Origin of the sequence: Nostoc sp. (assembly GCF_036917415.1) — a bacterium.
GTDB lineage: Bacteria > Cyanobacteriota > Cyanobacteriia > Cyanobacteriales > Nostocaceae > Nostoc.
Genome location: NZ_JBALDJ010000052.1, coordinates 18,396 through 36,835, shown reverse-complemented (window position 1 = coordinate 36,835; position 18,440 = coordinate 18,396). Strand labels below are relative to the sequence as shown.

Genomic DNA, 18,440 nt, shown 5'->3' with positions numbered 1-18,440 from the left:
TAATTTTTGGGAGATTAATCATGGCACTTTTAAAAACTGTTGAACCTAAATTCTTTCAAGCTGAAATTCCTTACAAACCAATGGGGAAATATGCTCATTTTTTGACCATCCGTATTACCGAATCTTATCCACTATTCCAGACAGATGCAGAATTGAATAAAGCACGGGTAAGAGCTGGAGTTAAAGACAAAACTACAATTAGCCGTTTGTCAATGTTCAAGCGTAAGCAGTCTACACCAGAGCGTTTAGTTGGTCGGGAATTACTGCGTAACTACGGATTAATGACGCCTGAAGAATGCGAATATAACGTGAATTTTGCAATGGATAATCCTGATTGCATCATTTACGGTTTTGCTATTGGTGACTCTGGCTCAGAAAAATCGAAAGTTGTGGTAGACACGGCATTTTCAATTACAGCTTTTGATGAATCACACGAAACATTCACCCTCAACGCTCCTTATGAAAATGGCACGATGGCTTCCAAGGGTGAAAATGGTTCTAAAGCTGGTGAAGTTACCAGTAGAATTAATCAACAAGACCATATTAGACCGCAAGTTTTCTTCCCTAGTATTGTCACCTTGAAAGACCCCACCGAGGCTAGCTTCCTTTACGTTATTAATAATATTCTGCGAACTCGTCATTATGGAGCACAAACCACCCGTACAGGTCGTGTCAGGAATGAATTAATTGGTGTTGTATTTGCGGACGGAGAAATCACCAGTAACCTGCGTTGGACTCAGGCAATATATGACCAAATGAAATCTAATAATACCCTAAATCCTCCCGACCCACTAGATGAAGATGATGTGATTAGTGCTGCTAAAAATGCTATCGAGGCATTAATGGCTGATGAATTTATTGTCCATACAGATTTAATTGGTGATGCTTTTGTATCTCTAATTAATGAAGTCAAGACTTTAACAGGGAGTGAAAAAGGGATTCAGGCAATCTTGCAAAAGGCTGATGCAGAAGCTAAAGATTATGCCAAGAAGCATATCAGCAAGAAGAAAACTGCTGCTAAAGCGGGGAAAGAGTAATGGTGTTTATTTATCGCTGTCAATTGGAGTTGCACGACAGCTTATATTTTGCAACTCGTGAAATCGGGCGATTGTATGAAACAGAGCCAATAATTCACAATTATGCTCTCTGTTATGCACTGGGTTTAGTTGATAGCCAAATCTACTCTACTACCGTTGGTGAAGAACATTCTTATCGCTATTTTTGCCCTGAACAAGTGCCAAAATATGAGGAGCATTTAACGCCACTCAATCAACAAAATATTTACGTAACTCCGGCGCGATCGCTTAATCATTCTTCTATCCTCAACACCTGGAAGTATGCTAATAACAACTACCACGTTGAAATGGAGAAAACACAGAAAAATATCCCTAGTTTTGGGAGAGCGAAGGAAATAGCAGCAGAAAGTAGATTTGAGTTTTTTGTCATATCTCAAAAAGAACTTAAACTATCAAAGTGGATTCGCTTGGGTAAATGGATGAGCAAGGCTGAGGTGACGGTTGAACAATTACCGAAACCTAAAATTGCTGAAGCTATATTCACTTGTACACATCCATTAAATCCTTTAGATGTCATGTTCACTAATCAAGTAATTAGCTATGATGTTGTGAATATGCCTCCAGTTAGCTTAATTCAGAATGTCCAAATGCGAGGTCAATACTATCATTTTGATGGCATTCAAAACTTGAAAATTCCAGCGCGGATAGAATATCGTTTTCGGAGTTAATTACTTCCCAAAACCTTTACCACGGGTTTTATTTTTTGCTGGCTCTAATGTCATTAGCTCTGCTTTAAAACCTCTGGAATTTTGCGACATTAACTTACGTATTCGCTGGCTTTGGTAAGCCTGCACTTCAGCAGCTAGAGGATGATTAGAGTCAATTTTTAGGTGAGTAATAGAAGAAACATATTTTTCTTTGCTTTCGGGATTATTTGGCTCCTTTAGTCCGCACATAATCCCGCCTTCATCTCCTGAAAAACTAACGAAATCAATTTCAAACTCTCTGTCTGGATCGGCGTTTACTCTTTTTTGCTTTAATGTCTTCAAAAACTCCTTCCCTGCTCGTGCTTTAATGGGTAAGTTCTGTTGAAGTTTTTCAGTTAGTGCTTTTGCTGCATTGTAATCATCAATTTTCATTGGTTTTTCTCCCTATGCAGTTTTCCTCACCTAAAAGAATACTACTATCATCACTCGACAGCCTTTAAAATTTTAGATACCACATTCAGCGATCGCTCCCCACCCGTGAAACACTACCAACAACAAACCAACGCTTTCCCCAGCGATTACCTAAACAACTTGTGGGGAGAAATCCAAGCTTGTCCTTACTTTGCTATCAACAACCTCAACCGCGATTTTGTCGCCACTAAAGGATTTTCCGTAGTATTTCAGCGTTCTGGATTAGCAAAAGTAGAACAGCAGTTTCCCTACTTCAAGCCTTACCTAGATTTAGCTCTCCAGCCAAATTGTAATGCTTTTTACCTCAATCCTTTACAGCTAAAAGAAGGCTCCCGCGTCGATCCGCATATCGATCGCTCTTTGCGTTCCTACTCCAAAACCATTGAACCACCTGCGGTTGTCAGTGTGCTTTATGTGCGCGTACCTGCGGATATGGAAGGGGGAGAATTGGTATTGCGATCGCACAAACGCCAACTTGGGCAAATTAAGCCCCAATTCAATACTTTAGTTTATTTTCAAGGCGATCTAACCCATTCGGTTAACGCTGTCAAAACCCCAGGAAATCGCTTAAGTTTAGTTTGTGAACAGTATAGTTTGAGTGATGCTGAACTCCAGGAAATCCCTGAGTTTACTGTGGAGTCAAGAAGCACTCAGTCTACAACCAAAAAGAGAAAGTATGCCTCATAGTTTAGTGTTGAATTTGCTACCTCAATCCCCCATTCCACCACAGTATCTCACAGGTAGACATCTCCACGCTCTATTTTTAACCCTCGTTAGTTCTGTAGATACCACTTTAGGCGATCGCTTGCACGATTCCACCGCAGATAAAGCCTTCACTCTTTCTCCCCTCCAAACTAACTCCCCCCTTTTGAAGGGGGGTAGGGGGGGATCTAAATTGCAATATTCACATCAACAACCCATTCCCGCCGGAACACCTTGTTGGTGGCGCATCTCTTTATTAGATGACACTCTATTTGGCAAACTTACCCAACTCTGGCTAAATCTTAATCCCAATCGCCCTTGGCATCTTGGCCCGGCTGACTTGTATATTACCAGCATTCAAGGCACACCCCAATCTATTCAACCTTGGGCAAATGCCAGTACTTATGCTCAATTATACGAAGAAGCTAGCGATGGCAATTCTTCCATTAACCTTAGCTTCTCCACGCCTACCGCCTTCCGTCAAGGACAGTATGATACTACCCTTCCTACAAGAGAATCTGTGTTTAATTCCCTACTTTCGCGGTGGAATAAATACAGTGGTATAGAATTTACTCAGATTGCGATCGAGTCCATTTTCCCTTCTTTTGTCAACATTCATACAGAAATATTAGCTGACTCCCGCAGTAAATTTATTGGCATTATTGGCGAAGTTAACTATAAGATTTTGGGAGAAATTGAACCGATCCAAATTAAGCAAATTAACGCTTTAGCTGACTTTGCTTTATATAGTGGTGTCGGTAGAAAAACAACAATGGGTATGGGAATGACGCGGCGGCTGTATTCTCCCTAATTTCAATAATCATTTAAAAACCATCTAAGTTATGAACCAAACCGAATATGTTTCCATTGCGGCATTGAATCAATATGCCTATTGTCCGCATCGCTGTTGGCGGATGTTTTGTGCAGGCGAGTTTACCGATAATCAATACACAATTGAAGGTACAACTTTACACGATCGCGTCCACACAACAAGCGATATACAGCGAGGAGAAACCTGGCAAATTCGGGCAATTTGGCTGAAGTCTGAGCAATACAAACTCATCGGCAAATCTGATTTAATTGAAGCAGAATCAGGTCAAGTTTATCCAGTGGAATACAAACGGGGACGCAAAGGCGAATGGGATAACGATGAGTTGCAAGTTTGCGCCCAAGCCTTATGTTTGGAAGAGATAACAGGACAACCTGTTAGTACTGGATATATCTATTATGCCCACTCCCATCAACGGCAATTAGTAGAGATTAATGCAGAGTTACGGCAAAGTGCGATCGCTACTATTCAATCTGTCACAAATCTCCTAGAAACAGGAGTAATGCCAAAACCAGTTTACAGCAAACGCTGCCAAGGATGCAGTCTTTATTCGCAATGTTTGCCCAAAGCAACTGATAAAGTCAAAAGTTATCAAGAAGTAAATTAAATTATACCCCAATACAGTTTAGATAAGCCCAAAAACATGATGTAGAGACGCGATTTATCGCGTCTTCAAAGACAAATTATCTAATCAAGCACCAATTATTACTAGGAAGAATCAAAAATGGGAACACTTTACGTAACACAAGCCGATGCTTTTATCGGCAAAGTTGATGAACGTCTCACCGTCAAAGCTGAACAAAAAACAATCTTGGATATCCCTTTAATTAAACTAGAAGGAATTGTAGTACTAGGCCGGGCTACTATTTCTCCCGCCGTCGTCAGTGAACTTTTAGAACGTCATATTTGCTTAACATTTCTTACACAAAACGGACGATATTTAGGGCGTTTAGAACCAGAAGTTACCAAAAATATCTTTGTTCGTAAAGCCCAATGGCAAGCTGTGGGAGAATCACAAGCAGCGATACATTTAGTCAGAGGATTTGTGCGGGGTAAATTAAAAAATTACCGCCATAGCTTACTTCGCACTCAGCGAGAACATCCTAATACTGATTTGAATAATAACATCACTCGATTGGAAAACGCGATCGCACCAATCGAAAATACAAACAATATTGATTCCCTCAGAGGCTTAGAAGGTGCCGGTAGTGCAGCCTATTTCGGTTGCTTTCAACAGCTAATTAAAACCTCAGAATTTCAATTTGAAGCCAGACGCCGCCGCCCACCAACCGATCCAGTTAATGCTCTACTGAGTTTTGGGTATACATTACTACGTCATGATGTCCAAAGTGCTTTAAATATTGTTGGCTTCGATCCCTATCTAGGATACTTACACGTCGAGCGTTATGGTAGACCTTCCCTAGCCTTAGACTTGATGGAAGAATTTCGTCCTTTAATAGTGGATGCTGTAGTATTGTCGCTGATTAACAAGCGATCGCTAACCCTAACTGACTTTACCACCGAACCGCTCAGTGGTGCTGTGTCTTTAACCAAAGAAGGACTGCATACATTTCTTCGCGCCTACGAACAAAAGAAACAATCGAGTTTCAAGCATCCAGTCATGGGAAACAAATGCACCTACCAAGAATCCTTTGAAATTCAAGCCAGGTTACTGGCGAAATACCTGATGAACGAAATCGATAAATATCCTCCTTTAATTCTCAAATAACTCCCCCACTCCCATGTATATTGTTGTCAGCTACGACATTCCAGAAGATAAACGTCGGACTAAAATCCATTCAGTTCTCAAATCCTACGGACAATGGATGCAACTGAGTGTGTTTGAGTGCGATATCACTCCCACTCAGTATGCTAAACTGCGATCGCGTTTGGCTAAACTAATTAAACCCGACACTGACAGCGTTCGTTTTTATTTTCTCTGTGGCTGTTGTCAGCGAAAAGTCGAACGCATTGGCGGAGAACAGCCACGAGACGAAACAATTTTCTTTGCTGAGTCTCCTTCTAGCTAGGTTTTTGCATCTCTAATGCGCGGAAAGGTAGGTGTATAAATTTCACAGCCATAAAAAAGCGCTTCTATCCCAACTCCAGTAAGGCTTTCAAGCCATTAGTCGCCTAATCTTCATCCGCGCAATCTCTGAAATGCTTATCAAAATACGATTTCAGCCTTTAAATTTTCCTGGCGCTCTTTCCAAACGAATTCTCTAATGCTATGATTGCTCCAGAATCGCGCAACCGCACCTTGAAAACTAAATACAGCTTGGCTTTCAGGCTCCCGCTATTGCAATTCATCAAAATCCCTATTAGGGATTGAAACGCTAAATGTAATGATACTTGGCGCGACCATACACATTGCAATTCATCAAAATCCCTATTAGGGATTGAAACAAAAGTTGCATGAATGTAGATAAAGTAAACTTTTCATCTTGCATTGCAATTCATCAAAATCCCTATTAGGGATTGAAACCGCTAAATGCTGTTTGAGAGTAGCGACTACAATCATTGCAATTCATCAAAATCCCTATTAGGGATTGAAACTTTACTAAAGGTGGCTCTAACACCAAAAAGTAACATTGCAATTCATCAAAATCCCTATTAGGGATTGAAACTTGTAAATTCACCTCTAGGTGGAATGAATCTATCCATTGCAATTCATCAAAATCCCTATTAGGGATTGAAACACTATTTTCATATTTTACATGAGCATCAGCATATCATTGCAATTCATCAAAATCCCTATTAGGGATTGAAACGCAGTAGGGGATATTCCAGCCAAAATTTATGCGATTGCAATTCATCAAAATCCCTATTAGGGATTGAAACTTACTACATCACAAATTTGAAGAACCCAGATATCAAATTGCAATTCATCAAAATCCCTATTAGGGATTGAAACGAAAACGAGTTGACGATCGCTAAAGCATTGAAAGAATTGCAATTCATCAAAATCCCTATTAGGGATTGAAACTATCAAAAGTCGAATCATCAAGCGCTCAAGCGTGGAATTGCAATTCATCAAAATCCCTATTAGGGATTGAAACTAATCAATTGCTTGATATCTGATTGATTCAAGTAGATTGCAATTCATCAAAATCCCTATTAGGGATTGAAACTAACGGATCGATCTGCCATTGTAAATCCATTGGAGGCATTGCAATTCATCAAAATCCCTATTAGGGATTGAAACACAGTGTGATGATGGTACTTACTGCTACAAAGCGATTGCAATTCATCAAAATCCCTATTAGGGATTGAAACGCGATCGCGCCCTCAAGGTCTTGGTCATTGACATCATTGCAATTCATCAAAATCCCTATTAGGGATTGAAACAAACGAGTTTCAAGCAATTCAATCAAGAATTAAATATTGCAATTCATCAAAATCCCTATTAGGGATTGAAACGAAACTGTATCTATCAGTGGAGAAACCATCTCATATTGCAATTCATCAAAATCCCTATTAGGGATTGAAACTGGAATACTGAGGATGATCTGGAAACTTGGTTATTATTGCAATTCATCAAAATCCCTATTAGGGATTGAAACTTATACCCCCCCAATTCCCCCTCTCTCTCCGGTTATTGCAATTCATCAAAATCCCTATTAGGGATTGAAACCACTTATCCATCCGAATGCTGTAAACATTTTAAGATTGCAATTCATCAAAATCCCTATTAGGGATTGAAACCAACTAGCCGCGCCGGCAACAAATCCACCAACAGGATTGCAATTCATCAAAATCCCTATTAGGGATTGAAACAAATTTGTCCTATTTGTCCTATATTTTGTATTTTGTTAGATTGCAATTCATCAAAATCCCTATTAGGGATTGAAACTTGGAGTTAATTACGAACCGATTGAAGTTTCTCCACATTGCAATTCATCAAAATCCCTATTAGGGATTGAAACAAGTCCAAAAACTTCAGAAGTTTATAGCAGCAAGTTCATGACGAAGCTCTATGGCATCTTTGTTTACTTATAGGTGTTCGTTGTTTACTGAACACCTGAAGAATAGACCTCTTGCACAAATGCAAAATTCGCCCTCATCCCCCAACCCCTTCTCCCAATTTTGGGAGCAGGGTGGTTTCATACAAGCAAAGAAAAATTAAAACTGGGTTTCAAAGCCTCTCCCCCCGTGGGGGAGAGGAATGGAAGTGAGGGAAAAAGCCATGCCACTTTCACGAGAAATCAAGACTTATGTATTTTTCTTTTTTCGTATGAAACCACCCTGCTTCTCCCAATTTTGGGAGAAGGGGAGTCCTCACCCTAAATCCCTCTCCCAAGCTTGGAGAGGGATTTAGGATGAGGGCTTTTGATTCATGTAAGAAGTCTAATTTAGTTAAGCTTGAGCAATATCTTTGTTAAGCCATCGCCTAACCGCTCAATAGATTTTTGCTGTTTGGGATCTTTTAACGTGCCATCAGCATTAAAGGCTTCATAAGCTTTGGGTACTGCTACTTGATCGGGAAGTACCAAAACTTTGATGTTTCCCAAGATAGATCGCAGGTGAACCAATCCCCGTAAACCACCAAGAGCGCCTGGGGAAGCGCTCATAATACTAGCAACCTTCCCTGCAAAAGCAGCCAAAGCCAAAGGTGCTTCATTTGGAGATGGACGAGATGCCCAGTCAATGGCGTTCTTCAAAACTGCTGTGAGTGAACTGTTATATTCCGGCGAAGCAATCAGCAATCCTTGATGAGAAATCATCAAGTCCTTAAACGTGCGGGCGTTGGCAGGTAGTCCTTCTTGAGCTTCCAAATCTTCATCATACAGAGGTAAAGGCAAATCGCGGAGGTCTAGATAAGTCACTTCCGCGCCTGCTGCCTTAGCGCCAGCCGCCGCGATTTTTACCAATTTTTTGTTGTAAGAATCAATCCGGGTGCTGCCGGCAAAGGCGAGGATTTTGGGTGTAGATGCCATAATTCTAGGTTGAATGAGAAGAATTAACCTGTTCAGCTGCATTATCCTGTTTTCAGGCGATCGCTATTTGTTAGCTTTAGAGTTTCTTTACAAACTTTTTCTCAGATTATGGCAAATTGGTCAGATTCTTATCTTGGCAAGTTACGACAAGTTGTGGGCGATCGCCTACTTCTATTATTTAGCGTATACGTGATTATCGAGGATAATTTGGGGCGTGTTTTGTTGCAAAAGCGAAGTGATTTCAAACTTTGGGGGCTACCTGGTGGCTATCCAGAAGTAGGTGAATCTGCCGAAGAATGTTCAGCACGAGAGGTTTTTGAAGAAACTGGTTTAACGGTTAAGCGTTTTGCAGCTGTGGGGCTTTCTTCTAACCCAGCCTTTGAAACTGTAACTTATCCTAATGGCGATCGCGTCCAAACCTTCAATTTGATTTTGCGAGCCGTTGAATGGTCAGGCAGCCTCGCTTGCTTAGATGGAGAATCGCTGGCGCTGGAATTTTTTGATTTAGCGGACTTACCTACGTTAACGTCAAACGATCGCCCTATTTTGGAAAAGTTTCAAGAATACAAGAAAAACGGCGAATTTCAATTGTTCTAAAGCATTTTTTCCAAGAACTGTTTGGCGCGATCGCACTGAGGATTTTGGAAAAACTCGCCAGGAGTAGCATCTTCTGCTAAACTTCCCTGGTCGAGGAACATAATCCGATTGGCAACTTCTTTGGCAAAGCCCATTTCATGGGTAACGATCGCCATTGTCATTCCAGATAGCGCTAAAGCTTTCATCACTTCCAGCACATCTTTAACCATTTCTGGATCTAGGGCAGAGGTGGGTTCATCAAACAAAATCATCTCTGGTTCCATTGCTAATGCACGGGCGATCGCTACTCGCTGTTTCTGTCCCCCCGATAGTTTGGATGGATAGACAGACACTTTTGACTCTAAACCTACCTTCTTCAGCAATTCTAAGCCATGTTCTTCTGCTTTTTGCTTGTTTATTCCTTTCACCTTGATGGGTGCATAGGTGACATTTTGGAGCACACTCATGTGGGGAAACAAATTAAAATGTTGAAATACCATCACCAAATGCTGGCGCACCTTAGCGATGTTTGCTTTCGGCTTGGTGATTTCTTGCTCGTGAAAGTAGATTCTTCCTCTGGTGGATTGTTCTAGTAAGTTTATGCATCGTAAAAAAGTAGACTTACCTGAACCAGATGGGCCTAGTATAGCAACCACTTCCCCTTGATAAAACTCAGTGGAAATATCTTTGAGTACGTCGAGTTTACCAAAAGATTTACATAAGAATTCTGTGCGAATTACTACATTATTCACTTTCCCGTAACCTCCTTTCTAAAGCGGATGCACCCAAGGTCATACCCATTACCAAAACATAGTAGATTAACCCTGCAAATAGCAGTGGTTCAAAATAAATATACTTATTTGCACCAACGATTTGGGCGCTGCGTAATATTTCCACCACCCCAATGGTTGACACCAGCGCGGAATCTTTGAGCAATCCAATAGTTTCATTTACCAATGCTGGGAGAATGTTCTTCAATGCTTGGGGTAAAATCACATCCCACATCATCAACCAATAGGGAACACCCATAGACATCGCCGCTTCACTTTGCCCTTTATCCACCGCCTGAATCCCACCCCTGATGGTTTCCGACATATAAGCGCCAGAATTTAGAGTAAAAGTTAGTACCCCAGCCTCCAATGCGGAAATGTCATAGCCTGTAAGCTGGGGTGTTGCGTAGTAAACCAACGCCAACTGTAATAGCAAAGGTGTGCCTCGAAAAACAGAAGTGTAGGCGTTAGCAACCCAGGTAAGCGGCTTGATGCCGATAATTTTTAATAGAGACAGGATTGTTCCCCAGATTAACCCCAAGGTTACAGATAATAGCGTGAATAACAAAGTTAAAGGGATTCCCCGAAGAATAAAGGGAATGTCGGGAAGAATTCTAGTAAAGTCAAGATTCAATCCGCCTTTGGCAGGAGTTGAGGATGCAGAATTGGCGGTAATATTCTGTGAAAACCACTTGGCGACAAGTTTATTCAATGTGCCATTGTCCTTCATTTGTTGAAGGACTTTGTTAAACGGTTCTACAAAAGAAGAACCTTTAGGAAAAGCGATCGCCGATCCACTTGCTTCCTCTGAAGGAATAATATTAAATTCTAAATCTGGGTTAGCTTGGGCAAATCCTTTAGCGACAGTATCCTCAACAATTGCGGCATCAATTCGCCCAGATTTGATTTCTTGAACTACTTCCGGCACTTTGTTGAGTTGCTTTAGCTGAATACCCGCAACTTTTTTAGCAATTTTCTGGGCATTTTGTTCTTGTATGGTTCCTAGTTGTACCCCAACTTTTTTTCCTGATAAGTTTTGGGGCTGCTTCAAGTTGCTACCTTTAGGAGCGACAATCGTATCTTTAGCTTCGTAATAAATAATTGAAAAATCAATATTTTTTTGACGTTCTGGAGTCGGAGTCATCCCAGCCATGACAAAATCAGCGCGATTTGCTTGGAGTGCAGGGATTAATCCATTAAAATCGGATTCCATTATCTGAAGTTTAAACCCTAGTTTTTCAGCAAGGGTCTTGGCAATATCTATATCAAAGCCAACGATTTGGCGATCGCCTCCTTTCGTATCATAAAACTCATAAGGAGGATAATCTGGGGAAGTAATCATCGTCAGTGTGTCTTTCCCTAAAGGTGAAGCAGCTTTTAGAGAATTACTATATTCTGTGATGATGCTGATTCCTACTACTGTTAGAACCAGTATCGTTAATAGCCATACTTTCTTTTTCTTCATAAACTTGATAAGTATAGGACTAGCACCTTCAAGGTGACTCTTAATATTTTCTCTCTGCGTTCTCTGTGTCTCTGCGGTTAATAAATTCTTTTTTTAACCACAGAGACGCAGAGTACACAGAGGAAAGAGGTTAAAGAGGAATTTTTTAATCAAAATTTTTATCCACCATAAAAACTTTGGGACTGTCAAATTCTTACTTTAGTCGCCTCCAGCAGCTTAACGCTGGCATAAATCGCATCAATATAAGGTGTGGGAATTTGAGTCAGTTTTCCCAATTCTGCCACCGCGCCAACAATAGCATCTATTTCCGTTGTGCGTCCGGCTTCAATATCTTGTAGCATTGAGGTTTTGTGAGCGCCAACATTTTCAGCCCCATTAATTCGCTGTTCCAAAGTGATGCCAAATTTTATACCTAACTTTTCCGCGATCGCTTGAGTTTCTGTCATCATTTGCCGCGCTAGTTCGCGGGTGAGGGGATAGCGGCAAATATCCTCTAGAGTCGCACCAGTTAAAGCACTGATGGGATTAAATGCCACATTTCCCCACAACTTGATCCAAATTTCCGTGCGAATTTGATTGCGGATTGGTGCTTTGAATCCTGCCTGTTTTAAAGTCTGTGCTAATAATTGAATGCGTTCGGTTTTAGTGCCGTCGATTTCACCGAGAGTAAAGCGATCGCCTTCAATATGTTTAATTACCCCTGGTTCAATTATCTCAGTTGCCGGGTAAACTACACAACCGATAGCACGTTCAGCACCGATACTAGCTTCAATAATCCCATCTGGATCGACAGATTGAATCCGCGTACCTTCATACTCACCGCCATATTTGCGAAAGTACCACCAAGGAACGCCATTTTGGGCTGTCACCACCATTGTGTGAGCATCGTAGAGTGCTGGGAGAAAAGGTGCGATCGCAGATACACTGTGAGCCTTCACAGTTAAAATTACTACATCTTGTGTCCCTGCTGACTGAATATCACTAGTTGCCATCGGAGTAACAATTTGGCTGGAACCGTCTGCCATAAGTAACTTCAGCCCATTTTTTTGAATTGCCTCCAAATGAGAACCGCGCGCGATTAGTGTCACCTCTTCACCTGCTAGTGCTAATTTTGCCCCTAAATATCCACCAATCGCACCCGCGCCAACAATACAGATTTTCATGTTGTCAAAAGAATATGAGTCGTAGAAGACGGTATCCAGTTGCTTTTACTTTAAACAGCTACGCTTTGCATCGCTGACAATAGGTCTTGATGAACAGATTTTGAGGCAGCTACAAGCAATCCAGGCAGACTATAGTTTTGACAAGTATGCAGTGGCGGTAAAGTCGAACCGTCCAGAGTAGTTACAATCCAGCCAGCCTCTTTTGCAATAAAAGCAAGTGCAGCACTATCAATAAATTTGCCCGATTTGATGACTGCTCCACTCAAGTCGCCATTGAGAATACCATTGAGATTGGGAACTTGAATATCACTAGAGTAATCATTTGATATATCGATTACTTTATATCGATCTTTTAGTAAATGTGCGATGGAATTCATACCCCATCCCAACAAAATAGCAGGTTTAGGAGATGTTATATGTAACGGAGCACAGGCTGCTAAGTTCATCTCCAGCGTTCCTTTAAAAGCACCTTCACCTCGGAGGGCATAAAAATAAATGTTTTGGGCAGGAGAAATGGCAATTACTGCTTCAAAGTCATCCGAATTTAGAATACTGAGAATAATTTGGTAATTAGAATGTCCATCCATATAAAACTTCGTGCCATCAATCGGGTCAAGTGTGACTAAGTAATCACCTTGCGAACCGAGGTCGGTAGCACGAAAATATTTGGTGTTGTTAGAACTTTCATATTCTTCACCATAAAAGCGAATATCTGGGAAAGTTCCTAGTAATACTACTTCTACCAGATTTTGAATAGCCAAATCTGCATCAGTAAGTGCAGCACTAAAAAAGTTGTTTGCTTGTTCTTTGGCAGGAAGTGCAGCAATTTTTGGTTGTAGAAAATGGGCATAGGCTGCTGCTACTTTGAGATGGGGGAGTAAAGTCTCTAAAATTAATCGAGTAGTTGGTTTTGTGGACATTACAGCAAACTCCTTTTAGAAATAATTTCCCGTTGGCAGGGCGATAGAATTTTATATATAGACAAAATTACGGTATCATTTGGATGCAATGATATCACCGTTGCTATATTACTTTAATCTGTATATCTCCAAGAGCCTATAGAGAAATCGCAAGTTTTGTCGTAAATTTAAGGGTTTAAGACCGAACGTCAACACTTAGTACAGCATTTCATTAATTCATAACGAATTAAAGAAAGGCAATATCCTACAATGCCAATGCGTCGGCTTGCATTGTGAATGCGGCGGCTTGCATTGTGAATGCGTCGGCTTGCATTGTGAATGCGGCGGCTTGCATTGTGAATGCGTCGGCTTGCATTGTTAATGTCTCGGCTTGCATTGTTAATGCGTTCCCCTGCATTAAAAACGCTACGCTTTTACGCAAAACTGTATTTAGTTAAAGTTACCCTACAAATGGTTTTAGGAAACTTTTTCGAGCTTCTTGTGAGTGAATTTGGATAGCTTGTGACGTTTGAGTACGGTGTGCCCAGAGTGCCGATGATGAGTAAGCTAAAAATAGAAGTGAGTTAAGGGACGGTAATTAGGGTCGCAGAAAAATTAATGGGTAATTCCCTATCTTCTAATCCTAACTTTTCAAAACCTGGTCTAGTTGGCGCAGAAAAAACCTCTAAATAACCTGGTGTCGGCAAAAAACTAGCGAAAAATGGACTAGAATAATTTCCTCCCGAAGTGGAATACGCAAAACCCTTACTCGTTAACTGCTGAGTATTAAGGCTAATTAAATTATCAATATCAAAAGGTTCGTTTCCTGGCATTGGAGTCCCGGCGGGTTGCAGACCAGTAATTATTTCACCATTTCGTGTACCAGTAATTCCAGTAATCAAGTAAAAACCCAAATCGCTAGGGGTGTCATTCGTCGTAAAAGTACCGTTTGCCGCTACGCTAGTACCAGAATAATTCCAACTCCAACTTAAAGCAGAAGTGGCTGGCATTGTCCCAAAAACTAATCCAGATATGGTGACGAGGGCTATGGCAGATAAAGCTAGATTTGTCATGGAAGTCGTTACTGCGATCGCGGCTCTTGTAGAAGACTCCCGTGTATTATACGAAAATTAGGAAAGATAGTATTATCAATCTTGCCTATAGCAATCCTAAATGAGATTGTGAAAAATTTTTTGATAGTCGTCCTTGGTCATTTGTCAAGAGTCATTTGTGATTACAAAGGACAAATGACTAATGACTAATGACTAATGACTAATGACTAATGACAGCCAACTCCAAAAATATTTCACAAATGATTTAGGACTGCTATATTTACTTAGCAGCGATTTAATAACCACGCCAAAGCAGCATCAACATTACTAACCTGCTCCCCTGGCGGTATGGCTGGGCGATTGACCATCACAACCTTTACGCCCAGCTCTCGCGCTGCAATAATCTTGGGTTTTGTGGCATCGCCACCGCTATTTTTGCTGACGATGGTATCAATGTTATTCTCAATCAGAATTTGTCTTTCATTCTTGAGGGTAAATGGCCCGCGATCGCACAATACCATCCCCGGCGGTACTAAAGCATCATCGCTTGGAGGGTCAATCATCCGCATCAAAAACCAAATTTTCTCCAAGTGAGCAAAAGCGGCCAGCTCTTGTCTACCAACTGTCAAAAACACTCGCTGTGCCTGGTTTTGTAGGGCTATTGCTGCGGCTTCAACACTATCAACTTCAATCCAGCGATCGCCACTTACTTTTTCCCAAGGCGGACGAATTAACATCAGACGGGGTACTCTAACTTCCATTGCCGCATCGGCCGCATTGAAGGAAATCTGAGTAGCGAAAGGATGGGTTGCATCAATTAATAAGTCGATTTGCATGACTCGCAGATAGCTAGCCAATCCAGCCACGCCACCGAAGCCTCCAACCCGTAAATCGCCCAGCGGTACTGATGGTTCACGGGTGCGGCCAGCTAGAGAGGTGATTACTTCTAACCCTTGGATAGTCGCAACTTTGGCAGCTAGTTCTGCTGCATCACCCGTCCCACCCAGAATCAAAACGCGGATCATTTAGATAAAGGTGGAATTTTTGCTAAAATGCCCTTCTTCATTGCTTCTGGACGCTCTGACCAAGGCAGTAAACCATCTGCTTTGGCATAATATTGACTAGCACATTGCAGTACCGCAGAGGCACTACCATCAACGCCTAAATCACCAAATAAATATGTTAATTTACCTTTGGCAGCAAAGGCGACTACACAAGAACGATTACAAGCACTCATACATTCAACTTCCTGAATCGGGAATCGATCTCGTAAGTCCCAATTTTGTGCAAGCTGCTGAAGTTCGTGTAGAAGTTTTTCACCACCACTTTCACCTAAGCGTTTTCCATTTTGCCAAACACTGGCACAGGTTTTGCAAACAAATAAAGTATGTTCAGCAACTTCCAAGGGACTGGTTGAGGAAATATTTACAGTAGTAGTCATCTGTACCTCGCAGATATGTGAAACTAATAAATCTATTTCGGCGGGCATCCTGACTCACTCAATTTGAGATTTGAGATTAAGGAACTAAATCTCAAATTGGTTCACAGTTGCGGGACAGCGCCGGATTTGCACCGAACTTTCCCCGTTACCTCTGGTAGCTGACTCCCACCAGAACCGAATAACCTTATCGATCATACACTAGGGTTATCGGAGAATACGAAACAATAAGCTTTGCGCTAACCATCAAACTGGGCGACAGCCAGATAAAATACTGTGCATATTTACTACTTGTCCAATAACTGCGATCGCAGGCGCACCAAATCCAATTTCCTCTACCTGTTTGACAATTGTCTTTAGAGTACCAATCAATTCTTCTTGTTCTGGGCGCGTACCCCAGCGCACCAAAGCAATAGGCGTTTCTAAATTCAACCCAGCTGCAATTAATTCTTCGACAATATAAGGCAGATTGTGAATTCCCATATAAATTACAATGGTTTCGGAACCGTGAGCGATCGCACTCCAATTCACTTGCGGTCTATACTTACCCGCCGCCTCATGACCAGTTACAAATGTAACTGACGAACTATAGAGCCGATGCGTCAAAGGAATACCTGAGTATGCTGCTGCTGCAATTCCCGATGTGATACCGGGCACTACTTCCGTTGATATTCCAGCGTTGACTAATTCTTCCATCTCTTCGCCACCGCGACCAAAGATAAACGGATCGCCACCCTTTAGCCGCACTACAATTGCACGATCCTGCGCTTTATCAATCAGCAATTGAGTTGTTTCTGACTGGAACAGCGAATGTTTTCCCCTCCGCTTACCAGCATTAATTTGCTCGGCTTGGGGATTAATCATTGCCAAAATTGCCGGACTCACCAAGGCATCATAGATGACTACATCTGCACATTCCAACAAACCTTTCGCCTTCAGGGTAATTAGTCCTGGATCTCCTGGCCCTGCACCGACTAAATAAACCTTTCCCAAAGACTTGTTCCTCTGTGTGATTGTGCGGTTCATCTCTGTGTTAAATCCCAAATTAGCTCGGCTAATTCTGCACTTGCTCCCAATGGCTCTGCCAATTGGAAATTCACCGCAGAAAATTGTAATTTTAGCTCCTCTATTGAGGTGGCGATCGCATCGGTTATTCCACCAGCGAATAAAAAATATGGCAAGATTGCAATTTCCCGATAACCAGCACCTACCAACTCTTTCATCCGTGATTCTAAACTAGGAGGCCCAGCCCAATAAGCAGTCACGGCTCCCAAACTCGCCGCCATTGCTTCCACAGTTTCTTGAGAACCTGGGCGACGGCTACCATGAGCTAAAAGAATCCATGCTTCTGCTTTTATAGTAGCTATTTGCTTTGCCAGCAATTTCTCTAAATTGGGGTGAGAGCCTAAATATGGTTGCAACTCAATTATCACATCTTGACCGCTAGCCTGTTGTGCTAGTGCTACTTCGGCGGGAATATCTGTCATCACATGGACTCCCGGCAGTAGAAATAGCGGTACAATTTTGAGGCTATTTTCATTTTGAGACACTGGGCAATCGCCAAAAGCGCTCTTAGCAAATTGTTGAATCTGCTCGTGTAAAGGCTGAGGATTCATTTCCAAAGCAGCAATGCCAACCAAATGTTCGCTATTTACTGAGTTGTGGTTTTTTGGCAATTTGTGACATATCAGCCTAGCTAGTTGCTGCATAGCAATTTCTGGGCGCGGGTCGCGACTTCCGTGAGATAATAGCAGATAGGCAGATGACATTGGTAAAGCTTGAATTCTTAGTTACTATTCTTATTTAAGATTAAGCTGGAGATAATAAGTACTCTGGTAATTATTAAAACTATTATTAATTACTAAATAGAAGTATTCTTAATCACTTTTATCTTCTCCCCCTACTTTTTACCTGATTGTTTTTCGGCAGTGTAAGTATAAAATTGATCGAAAGCCCCTACCGTTTCAAATTTGTACGAAGGTATCCAAGAATTTATTTTTAAATCTGTACGGTAAACACTAAAAATAACGTAATCTTGCCTTTCTGTAGTCCTGGCAATAACTTCTTGAATTTGTGGGCTAGCCGAGTCAACCAATTTATCACAATTAAAACGGATTAAATTTTCAATAACATTCGTAGTTTTTTTACATACATCGGTTTTTAAGTATTTTGTCAGCCGTTGAACTGCATATTCTTCATATTCAACCTGACTGGGATTGGTTTTCGCCATTGTCACACCCAAGGCGGCAAGTCCTACTGCTGCTCCAGTATACGCGATGATGGTCAATGGTTTCATATTTGCCAAGTAAAATTCATTGTAATCGTCAGATTCCAGAGACTCTAAATCAACTAAGTCCGTTCCTTAAACAAAAACTCTTGATCGCTTACCAAATTATTGCTATAATTCAAATTGTT

General features: G+C 41.3%; 21 protein-coding genes, 1 CRISPR repeat array and 1 riboswitch. Of the genes, 9 read left to right on the top strand and 12 right to left on the bottom strand.

Features of this window, described 5'->3' with window-relative positions; genetic code table 11:
- Positions 1 to 20 precede the first annotated feature (20 nt).
- Positions 21 to 1,037 (top strand): type I-D CRISPR-associated protein Cas7/Csc2, encoded by a 1,017-nt coding sequence (cas7d, locus tag V7K41_RS09885; RefSeq protein WP_334847634.1) that lies wholly within the window; start codon positions 21 to 23, stop codon positions 1,035 to 1,037.
- A complete protein-coding gene (gene cas5d / locus V7K41_RS09880) occupies positions 1,037 to 1,744 on the top strand; it encodes a type I-D CRISPR-associated protein Cas5/Csc1 (protein WP_334847632.1) in 708 nt (235 codons plus the stop codon). Before cas7d ends, cas5d begins: the two co-directional genes overlap by 1 nt.
- Here cas5d and V7K41_RS09875 read toward each other — a convergent pair whose 3' ends face one another.
- Positions 1,745 to 2,155, bottom strand: a complete 411-nt coding sequence (locus V7K41_RS09875; protein WP_334847630.1) for a hypothetical protein — start codon at positions 2,153 to 2,155, stop codon at positions 1,745 to 1,747.
- Positions 2,156 to 2,260: 105 nt separating this feature from the next.
- Between V7K41_RS09875 and V7K41_RS09870 the strand changes: the two genes are divergently transcribed.
- From V7K41_RS09870 to cas2, 5 genes are all read left to right on the top strand, one after another.
- Positions 2,261 to 2,881, top strand: a complete 621-nt coding sequence (locus V7K41_RS09870) for a 2OG-Fe(II) oxygenase (RefSeq protein ID WP_190894279.1) — start codon at positions 2,261 to 2,263, stop codon at positions 2,879 to 2,881.
- A complete protein-coding gene (gene cas6, locus V7K41_RS09865) occupies positions 2,871 to 3,707 on the top strand; it encodes a CRISPR-associated endoribonuclease Cas6 (RefSeq protein WP_334847627.1) in 837 nt (278 codons plus the stop codon). Before V7K41_RS09870 ends, cas6 begins: the two co-directional genes overlap by 11 nt.
- Positions 3,708 to 3,738: 31 nt before the next feature.
- Positions 3,739 to 4,332, top strand: a complete 594-nt coding sequence (cas4, locus tag V7K41_RS09860) for a CRISPR-associated protein Cas4 (RefSeq protein ID WP_334847625.1) — start codon at positions 3,739 to 3,741, stop codon at positions 4,330 to 4,332.
- 117 nt (positions 4,333 to 4,449) lie between these two features.
- Positions 4,450 to 5,454: a type I-D CRISPR-associated endonuclease Cas1d gene (cas1d, locus tag V7K41_RS09855; RefSeq protein WP_334847623.1), complete on the top strand. Its 1,005-nt coding sequence runs from the start codon at positions 4,450 to 4,452 to the stop codon at positions 5,452 to 5,454.
- A gap of 13 nt (positions 5,455 to 5,467) precedes the next feature.
- The gene (gene cas2 / locus V7K41_RS09850; RefSeq protein ID WP_334847621.1) at positions 5,468 to 5,755 is read left to right on the top strand and encodes a CRISPR-associated endonuclease Cas2; all 288 of its coding nucleotides are present in this window, start codon (positions 5,468 to 5,470) and stop codon (positions 5,753 to 5,755) included.
- Between the two features lie 268 nt (positions 5,756 to 6,023).
- A CRISPR array of direct repeats spans positions 6,024 to 7,651; the repeat unit is 37 nt; unit sequence ATTGCAATTCATCAAAATCCCTATTAGGGATTGAAAC.
- Positions 7,652 to 8,077: 426 nt separating this feature from the next.
- Here the strand turns inward: cas2 and V7K41_RS09845 are convergent.
- Positions 8,078 to 8,662: an NADPH-dependent FMN reductase gene (locus tag V7K41_RS09845; RefSeq protein WP_334847619.1), complete on the bottom strand. Its 585-nt coding sequence runs from the start codon at positions 8,660 to 8,662 to the stop codon at positions 8,078 to 8,080.
- 108 nt (positions 8,663 to 8,770) lie between these two features.
- Between V7K41_RS09845 and V7K41_RS09840 the strand changes: the two genes are divergently transcribed.
- The gene (locus V7K41_RS09840) at positions 8,771 to 9,259 is read left to right on the top strand and encodes an NUDIX domain-containing protein (protein ID WP_334847617.1); all 489 of its coding nucleotides are present in this window, start codon (positions 8,771 to 8,773) and stop codon (positions 9,257 to 9,259) included.
- Here the strand turns inward: V7K41_RS09840 and V7K41_RS09835 are convergent.
- The 5 genes from V7K41_RS09835 to V7K41_RS09815 form a co-directional block, all read right to left on the bottom strand.
- On the bottom strand, positions 9,256 to 9,990 hold the full coding sequence (locus V7K41_RS09835; protein ID WP_334847615.1) for an amino acid ABC transporter ATP-binding protein: 735 nt from the start codon (positions 9,988 to 9,990) through the stop codon (positions 9,256 to 9,258). The two genes, V7K41_RS09840 and V7K41_RS09835, sit on opposite strands and share 4 nt — an antisense overlap.
- Entirely contained in the window at positions 9,983 to 11,473 is a 1,491-nt protein-coding gene (locus tag V7K41_RS09830; protein ID WP_334847613.1) for an ABC transporter permease subunit, read from the bottom strand. The genes V7K41_RS09835 and V7K41_RS09830 overlap by 8 nt, the downstream gene beginning before the upstream one ends.
- A 185-nt stretch (positions 11,474 to 11,658) precedes the next feature.
- Positions 11,659 to 12,636 carry a 2-dehydropantoate 2-reductase gene (locus tag V7K41_RS09825; protein WP_334847611.1) on the bottom strand — a complete coding sequence of 326 codons (978 nt, stop codon included), beginning with the start codon at positions 12,634 to 12,636 and terminating at the stop codon, positions 11,659 to 11,661.
- Positions 12,637 to 12,686: 50 nt separating this feature from the next.
- Positions 12,687 to 13,556, bottom strand: a complete 870-nt coding sequence (locus V7K41_RS09820; RefSeq protein ID WP_334847609.1) for an inositol monophosphatase family protein — start codon at positions 13,554 to 13,556, stop codon at positions 12,687 to 12,689.
- Between the two features lie 563 nt (positions 13,557 to 14,119).
- The gene (locus V7K41_RS09815) at positions 14,120 to 14,545 is read right to left on the bottom strand and encodes a PEP-CTERM sorting domain-containing protein (RefSeq protein ID WP_334847608.1); all 426 of its coding nucleotides are present in this window, start codon (positions 14,543 to 14,545) and stop codon (positions 14,120 to 14,122) included.
- Between V7K41_RS09815 and V7K41_RS09810 the strand changes: the two genes are divergently transcribed.
- Complete coding sequence (locus V7K41_RS09810) at positions 14,535 to 14,669, top strand: hypothetical protein (RefSeq protein ID WP_334847606.1); 135 nt, start codon at positions 14,535 to 14,537, stop codon at positions 14,667 to 14,669. The genes V7K41_RS09815 and V7K41_RS09810 overlap by 11 nt on opposite strands.
- Positions 14,670 to 14,871: 202 nt before the next feature.
- On the opposite strand, the gene V7K41_RS09805 is transcribed toward V7K41_RS09810, so the two are convergent.
- The 5 genes from V7K41_RS09805 to V7K41_RS09785 all read right to left on the bottom strand — a co-directional run bounded on the left by V7K41_RS09805 (position 14,872) and on the right by V7K41_RS09785 (position 18,321).
- Positions 14,872 to 15,612, bottom strand: a complete 741-nt coding sequence (locus V7K41_RS09805; protein ID WP_334847604.1) for a cobalt-precorrin-6A reductase — start codon at positions 15,610 to 15,612, stop codon at positions 14,872 to 14,874.
- A complete protein-coding gene (locus V7K41_RS09800; RefSeq protein ID WP_334847602.1) occupies positions 15,609 to 16,028 on the bottom strand; it encodes a DUF1636 domain-containing protein in 420 nt (139 codons plus the stop codon). Before V7K41_RS09800 ends, V7K41_RS09805 begins: the two co-directional genes overlap by 4 nt.
- A 22-nt stretch (positions 16,029 to 16,050) precedes the next feature.
- Positions 16,051 to 16,222: riboswitch (cobalamin riboswitch) on the bottom strand.
- Positions 16,223 to 16,271: 49 nt separating this feature from the next.
- Entirely contained in the window at positions 16,272 to 17,051 is a 780-nt protein-coding gene (gene cobA, locus V7K41_RS09795; RefSeq protein ID WP_334847600.1) for a uroporphyrinogen-III C-methyltransferase, read from the bottom strand.
- Positions 17,048 to 17,794, bottom strand: a complete 747-nt coding sequence (locus V7K41_RS09790) for a sirohydrochlorin chelatase (protein WP_334847599.1) — start codon at positions 17,792 to 17,794, stop codon at positions 17,048 to 17,050. The genes cobA and V7K41_RS09790 overlap by 4 nt, the downstream gene beginning before the upstream one ends.
- 131 nt (positions 17,795 to 17,925) lie before the next feature.
- Positions 17,926 to 18,321: a DUF4359 domain-containing protein gene (locus tag V7K41_RS09785; RefSeq protein ID WP_334847597.1), complete on the bottom strand. Its 396-nt coding sequence runs from the start codon at positions 18,319 to 18,321 to the stop codon at positions 17,926 to 17,928.
- Between the last annotated feature and the right edge of the window lie 119 nt (positions 18,322 to 18,440).